Consider the following 6,189-nt stretch of genomic DNA (forward strand, 5'->3'; position numbering starts at 1 on the left):
GACATGGTCCGCCAGGAAATCTGGGCCCTTCTCCTCACCCACTACAGCATCCGGCATCTCATGACCCGGGCCGCCGACCACGCCGACATCGACCCCGACCAACTTTCCTTCACCCGCTCATTACGTATCATCCGCCGCCAGATCACCAACCAGGCGGATTTTTCCCCCTCAACACCGCCGCACCGCACTCCTTGAAACCTTCACGGAAATGCTCGAACGTCGACGTGATCAAGTTACAGAGACCATCAAAGAGGCACAACCTGATCAGGTAATTCTTCGCCCGATATGCCCAGTCGTACACACTGCGCGTTAATAACGCCGGTTCGAAAACTGATCGCCATCAACGCCTGCTTGAACGACGACTGCGGACAGTACCCCAGCTGTGTCCTCTTCGGACACTCTGCCCGCCCGGCGAACACCCCTTTACCTTCGTGGTGACTCTTGATCAAATGGTCTCGAAACCGTAGTAGTGACCGGCGGCGGACACGGCCCGGAAATGGCCGGAGTGCGCGCCCGCAGATGTCAGGCCGGCCAACCATGTTCCTGGACAAGAGTCTGGGGCACACCCAGCACGTCGGCAAGGATGCGCTGGGAGTCAGCGTTAGGGAACCGCGTGCCGCTCTTCCATTTCCACATCAGCTGTCGGTCAGCTCCTGACCGAAGACCCTGACGGGCAACTTCGTCCCGGTAAGACGACGCCAAAGCAGCCATCGTCAGGCCGCGTTCCCCCAGAATCACGTCGAGGGGGTGTGGCCGCCCCGTCACGACGGTCGTCATCTCAGCATCCCTTCAGCCGTCTGCGATGAGGTCAGGGTACGGGCGCCGGACCCGCCCCTCGTTCGTCAGCGGCACGGTGTCCTACACCTGGCCTACAGATAGAGGCTTCCCCGGAGGGTGCTGGGGGCACGCTCTACCTACCTGACTCGCACGGCACCTGTCCCGCGATCGGTGTCTCTCCTGCGCTGCCGATCCGTCCACTGTCCCAACCGGGCCGGCTCGCGCTCGCCACTCGACACCTGCCGCAGGCGTCCCCGCCCTCCATGGCCAGCAACCGCAGACGGACGAAAGAAAACTCCCACGAACACCCAGATGGGCGAACACACTGGGGCAGTTTTCGTGACCCCATATCAAATGGGGTCACCGACTGCCCCAGTTTTGCCCCAGTTACCCATCGGTAATTTACCCGAAAGTCCACAATGGACAAACAGGGATGCACTCAAAAACAACGCCCGACCTGCGAAAAGAAACAGGTCGGGCGATCTTGAAACTGTGGAGCTAAGGGGACTCGAACCCCTGACCCCCTCACTGCCAGTGAGGTGCGCTACCAGCTGCGCCATAGCCCCGTCCGCGAAGTTAACTCCGCGTCGCGTATGCCCATACGTTACATGACCCGAAAACGCGCCCGCACCGGGGGTCCGGCGAACCAGTCACCGGACCCCCGGTGGCGCTCAGCCCTGACCGACCAGGCTCGTCAGCCAGTTCGGATCGGTCCAGTTGACCGACTGGCCGTTGTGCAGGATCGTCGGCGTGCCCTGGAAGCCCGGGGTCGACTCGATGGTCTGCAGTGCCTGGTTCAGTTGCTGGTTGTACGTCCCCGCGTTCACGCAACTGGCGAACTGCGCGGAGGTGATGCCCAGGTCCTGCCCCAGTTTGATCAGCTGCGCGTTGTCGTACCCGCGTTGCCCCTCTTCGGGCTGCTGGGCGTACAAGCTGTCGTGGAACGGGGTGAACTTGCCCTGGTCGGCCGCGCACAGTGCGGCGTTGGCCGAGTCCAGCGAGTAGCCGGGCGGGTCCGAGCTGTTCGACAGCAGCGGGATCATGTGGTAGCTGACCTGCAGGTTCCCGGCCTCGATCTGCTGCTCGATCTGCTGCCCGTAGGTCTTCTGCAGCTGCCCGCAGTACGGGCACAGGAAGTCCGCGTACAGGTCGATCTTCGCTTTCGCTTCCGCCTTGCCGGACACCACGACGGCGCCCTGCCGCTCGGTGGGGCTGTCCAGCGTCGCGTTCGCGGTCTGGGGGGCGATCGTCTGCCCCGCCGTCGAGTTCTTCGACGAGTTCGTCCAGATCACGCCGCCGATGACAACCGCGGCCAGCACCACGACGCCGATCACGGTGAGGATCACCCTCCGGTTGCCACCCCCACCGCCTCGCGCCTGCGCCACGGCTCGCGCACCCGCGGACTGCTGCTGGCGGCGTTTCCGCGCGGACCGTTCCGCTCCACCCACCTTGTTCAGATCCTTTCTGTTTCACTGTGGTGCTCCGCCTGCGCGTTGCCGGCGCGCAGCCAGCCGTCCAGCGCGATCCTCGTCCTGGAACGCACGATCAGCCAGCAGGCGAGTACCAGAAAACCCACGTCGCGGGCGATTTCCTGGGGGTACTGCGTCTGCCCCTGCGCCACTTGTCCCCCGCCGCCGAAACAGCCGCAGTCGATGGTCAGCCCGCGCGCCCACGACTGCGAGACACCGGCGATGAACAACAGCAGCAGCACGGCCGAGACCGAGGCGGCGACCCTGGTCAGCAGCCCGAGCAGCAGGAACGCGCCGAGCGCGAGTTCGAGCAGCGGCAGGGCGGTGGCCACGGGATGGACCAGTCCGCCGGGCAGCACCTGGTAGGCCTTCACCGCGAGGTAGGTCTGGCCTGGCGACGAGATCTTGATCGACCCCGAAACGAGCCACACCGCGGCCAGTCCGAGCCTGACCAGCGTGCCGACGACATCGAGCACGGCTTGGGATGGTCGGAACACGCACTTAGGCTAGTCGCGGGCCCTGAGAAACCTGTGAGGTCACGCCGCTGGCCGGGAACGGAGGAGTCCTTGACCCTCGTCCGGGTGATGGTCGTGCTCACGCTGCTCGGGGCGCTGACCGCGTGTTCCGGGCACGATCCGGACACCCTGCTCGGCCGGGCCGACGACGGCAAACTGACCATCGGCATCCGCTTCGACCAGCCAGGACTCGCCGAGCACACGCTCGACGGCCGGTTCGTCGGCTTCGATGTGGAGGTCGCCGAGTACGTCGCCGGGCAGCTCGGGGTGCACGAGTCGGACATCACCTGGCGGGAGACGACATCGGCCACGCGGGAGACCGACCTCACGTCCGGCGCCGTCGACCTCGTGGTGGCCACGTACTCCATCACCGACAAACGCAAACAGCAGATCTCCTTCGCCGGGCCGTACTTCGAAACCGGGCAGGACCTGTTGGTGCGCAAGACCGACAACACGATCACCGGCCCGGAGAAACTCAACGGCCGACGGCTGTGCTCGGTCACCGGATCGACCCCGGCGCAGGAGGTGAAGAACCGGTTCGCCGCCGCGGTGCGGCTGGTCGAGTACCCGCGGTATCCGGACTGTGTCACGGCACTGCTGGCCGGACAGGTGGACGCGGTGACGACCGACGGGGTCATCCTCGCCGGGTACGTGACGGAGAACCCGGAGTTGCTGAAGGTGGTCGGCAAACCGTTCTCCACCGAGCGCTATGGAATCGGCCTGCGCCAGCACGATCCGGACGGCCAAGCGGCGCTCGACCGCGCGATCGAGAAAATGATCTCCAGTGGCACGTGGCTGGATTCCTTGCGCCGCAACATCGGGCCGTCGGGTTACCCGTTGCCGGCGCCGCCTACCGTGACCGAGCGATGAACCTTCCCGATCTGCCTGTGCGCGCGGTTCTCGGCGAACTCGCCGACGCCCTGCGCGAGCACGGTACCGCGGTGCTCGTCGCCCCGCCCGGCACCGGTAAGACGACGCTCGTGCCGCTCGCACTGGCCGAGGGAAGTACAGAGCGCGTTGTGGTGGCGGAGCCGCGTCGGCTGGCCGCGCGTGCCGCCGCGGCGAGAATGGCGTCGTTGCTGGGAGAACGTGTCGGTGAGACAGTGGGCTATTCGGTGCGGGGTGACCGGAAGGTCTCGGCACGTACGAGGATCGAGGTGGTCACGTCCGGGCTGCTGGTGCGGCGGCTGCAGAACGAGCCAGATCTGCCCGGCGTCGGCACCGTTCTGCTCGATGAATGCCACGAGCGTCATCTCGACGCGGATCTCCTGCTCGCGCTGTTGCTCGACGTCCGCGCCGGGCTTCGCGACGACCTGCGGCTGCTGGCGACATCCGCGACGGTGGCGTCAGAGCGGTTGTCGAAGCTGCTCGCGGGACCGGTGATCACGGCACACGCGCGGACTTTTCCGGTGGACATCGACTATCTGCCACCCGCGCGCGGCGAGCGCATCGAGGCGACTGTGGCGCGGGCTGTGCGCACCGCACTGTCCGAAGTGGATGGTGATGTGCTGGCTTTCCTTCCTGGTGTGGCGGAAATCGGGCGCGTGTCCTCCATGTTGTCCGATATCGACGTGGTGCCGCTGCACGGGAGACTGCCTGCCGCGCGTCAGGATGCGGCGCTTCGGCCGGGTCCGCGACAGCGTGTCGTGCTGGCCACCTCGGTCGCGGAGTCGAGCCTCACCGTGCCCGGTGTGCGGGCCGTCGTCGACTCCGGTCTTTCGCGGGTGCCACGGGTGGATCACCGGCGAGGGTTGCCGGGGCTGGCGACGGTGAAGGTGTCCGCGGCGGTGGCCGAGCAGCGCGCAGGCCGAGCGGGCCGGGAGGCGCCGGGGCGCGCTTTCCGTTGCTGGGCAAGGCATGAACAGGTGAGTCTGCCGGCGTATCCCGAGCCGGAGATCCGCACTGCGGACCTGTCCCGGCTCGCGTTGGAGCTGGCTTGCTGGTCCACACCCGACGGTTCCGGGCTGTCGTGGTGGGATCCGCCGGCCGAGGGGCCGCTGTCCGCCGCGCGCGAACTGCTGCGGACGCTGGACGCGGCCGAGGACGGGCAGATCACCGAACGCGGCCGGACAATGGCGGGACTCGGGCTGCATCCCCGGCTGGCGCGGGCACTGTTGGACGGTGCCGCCCAGGTGGGTCCGCAGTCGGCTGCTGAAGTGGTCGTCCTGCTGGACAACGGCGGCCAGCTCACGGATGTCGAGGCGGAGCTGCGCCGGTTGCGCGACACGCGGGACGTGCGGTGGCGGACGGAGGTGCGGCGGCTCGCGCGGCTGGTGCCGGATGCGCCGGAGGCCGCCGACCCGGCTCTGGTCGTTGCGCTGGCTTATCCGGAAAGACTCGCGCGCAGAAGGGAAAAGGGCTCGTCAGTCTATCTCATGGCGGGCGGCACGGCGGCTGAACTGCCGGGCGGCAGCGGCCTCGGGGACGTGGAATGGCTGGCAGTCGCGGAGGCGACGCGGGACCCGGGCCGCGCGCACGGCGTGATCCGCCTCGCGGCGCGCGCGGACGCCGAACTCGCCATCCGGGCGGCGCCGAACCTCGCGTCCGAAGCGGATGAGGTGGTCTGGTCCGGTGGCGATATCGTGGCCAGGTCGGTGCGCAGGCTGGGCGCGATCGTGCTGTCCGAACGCCCCCTCCGCTCCCCCTCCCCGGCGTTGTTGGAGCAAACATTCATTGCTGCCCTGCGCCAGGAAGGCCTGCGGTTGCTGCCCTGGACGGCCGACGCGGAACGACTTCGCGAGCGGCTCGCGTTCCTGCACCACGTGCTCGGCCCGCCGTGGCCGGGTATGGCCGACGAAGACCTCCTCGCCGCGCCGGGCGAGTGGCTGCCGGAGTTGGCCACCGCCCGCCGCCGCTCGGATCTGGAGCAAATACACCTTGCTTCCGCGCTGCGGCGGCTGCTGCCCTGGCCCGAAGCGGCCCGGCTCGACGAACTCGCGCCCGAGCGGATCGAAGTGCCTTCCGGTTCCCGGATCCGCGTCGACTACGGCTCGGGCGCACCGGTGCTGGCGGTGAAGTTGCAGGAGACTTTCGGCTGGCTGGAAACGCCGCGGGTGGCGGGGGTGCCGGTCGTGCTGCACCTGCTGTCGCCCGCCGGTCGGCCGGCCGCGGTGACGAGTGACCTGAACTCCTTCTGGCACAACGGTTACGCATCCGTGCGCGCCGAACTACGCGGCCGCTACCCGAAGCATCCGTGGCCGCAGGACCCGCTCACCGCGGTCGCGACCAAGCGGACTAAGCGGTCGTCGTCCTGATGAAGTCGAGGGCCTGCGGCGAGGAAAGGGCGTAGGCCTCGGCGTTGACCGGGTTGCCGTGTCGCGTGCGGCCGCTGAAACCGTGCTCGGCTTCGCAAGCGCTCGAAGCTTTCCCGCGGCACGGTGCTGTCCTGCCCCGGGTACAGCATCATGACCGGGGCCGCGAAGTGCGCG

4 protein-coding genes, 1 tRNA gene and 2 pseudogenes are annotated in these 6,189 nt (G+C 67.7%); 3 read left to right on the forward strand and 4 right to left on the reverse strand.

Translation table 11 applies throughout. The features are described from left to right. Window positions 1–195, forward strand: a pseudogene (locus VHD82_RS21265) (IS4 family transposase); the annotation flags it as partial. A 1,075-nt stretch (window positions 196–1,270) separates the two neighbouring features. Here VHD82_RS21265 and VHD82_RS21270 read toward each other — a convergent pair. The 3 genes from VHD82_RS21270 to VHD82_RS21280 form a co-directional block, all read right to left on the reverse strand. Beyond that, a tRNA-Ala gene (locus tag VHD82_RS21270) sits at window positions 1,271–1,343 on the reverse strand. A 105-nt stretch (window positions 1,344–1,448) separates the two neighbouring features. Beyond that, the gene (locus tag VHD82_RS21275) at window positions 1,449–2,225 is read right to left on the reverse strand and encodes a DsbA family protein (RefSeq protein WP_325706522.1); all 777 of its coding nucleotides are present in this window, start codon (window positions 2,223–2,225) and stop codon (window positions 1,449–1,451) included. 5 nt (window positions 2,226–2,230) lie between these two features. Then, window positions 2,231–2,743 carry a MauE/DoxX family redox-associated membrane protein gene (locus VHD82_RS21280; protein ID WP_325706525.1) on the reverse strand — a complete coding sequence of 171 codons (513 nt, stop codon included), beginning with the start codon at window positions 2,741–2,743 and terminating at the stop codon, window positions 2,231–2,233. 87 nt (window positions 2,744–2,830) lie between these two features. Here VHD82_RS21280 and VHD82_RS21285 point away from each other — a divergent pair, with 87 nt between their 5' ends. Next, window positions 2,831–3,631 carry a glutamate ABC transporter substrate-binding protein gene (locus VHD82_RS21285; RefSeq protein WP_325706531.1) on the forward strand — a complete coding sequence of 267 codons (801 nt, stop codon included), beginning with the start codon at window positions 2,831–2,833 and terminating at the stop codon, window positions 3,629–3,631. Then, the gene (gene hrpB / locus VHD82_RS21290; RefSeq protein WP_325706528.1) at window positions 3,628–6,015 is read left to right on the forward strand and encodes an ATP-dependent helicase HrpB; all 2,388 of its coding nucleotides are present in this window, start codon (window positions 3,628–3,630) and stop codon (window positions 6,013–6,015) included. The genes VHD82_RS21285 and hrpB overlap by 4 nt, the downstream gene beginning before the upstream one ends. Here the strand turns inward: hrpB and VHD82_RS21295 are convergent. Further along, window positions 5,996–6,189: pseudogene (locus VHD82_RS21295) on the reverse strand (dienelactone hydrolase); the annotation flags it as partial. The gene hrpB and the pseudogene VHD82_RS21295 overlap by 20 nt on opposite strands.

Origin of the sequence: Amycolatopsis sp., from assembly GCF_035546795.1 — a bacterium.
Taxonomy (GTDB): domain Bacteria; phylum Actinomycetota; class Actinomycetes; order Mycobacteriales; family Pseudonocardiaceae; genus Amycolatopsis_E.

What these genes read in the sequence shown, in the direction of transcription:
- hrpB (WP_325706528.1), top strand. Translation starts at nt 3,628, where the DNA reads ATGAACCTTCCCGATCTGCCTGTGCGCGCGGTTCTCGGCGAACTCGCC.
- VHD82_RS21285 (WP_325706531.1), top strand. Translation starts at nt 2,831, where the DNA reads ATGGTCGTGCTCACGCTGCTCGGGGCGCTGACCGCGTGTTCCGGGCAC.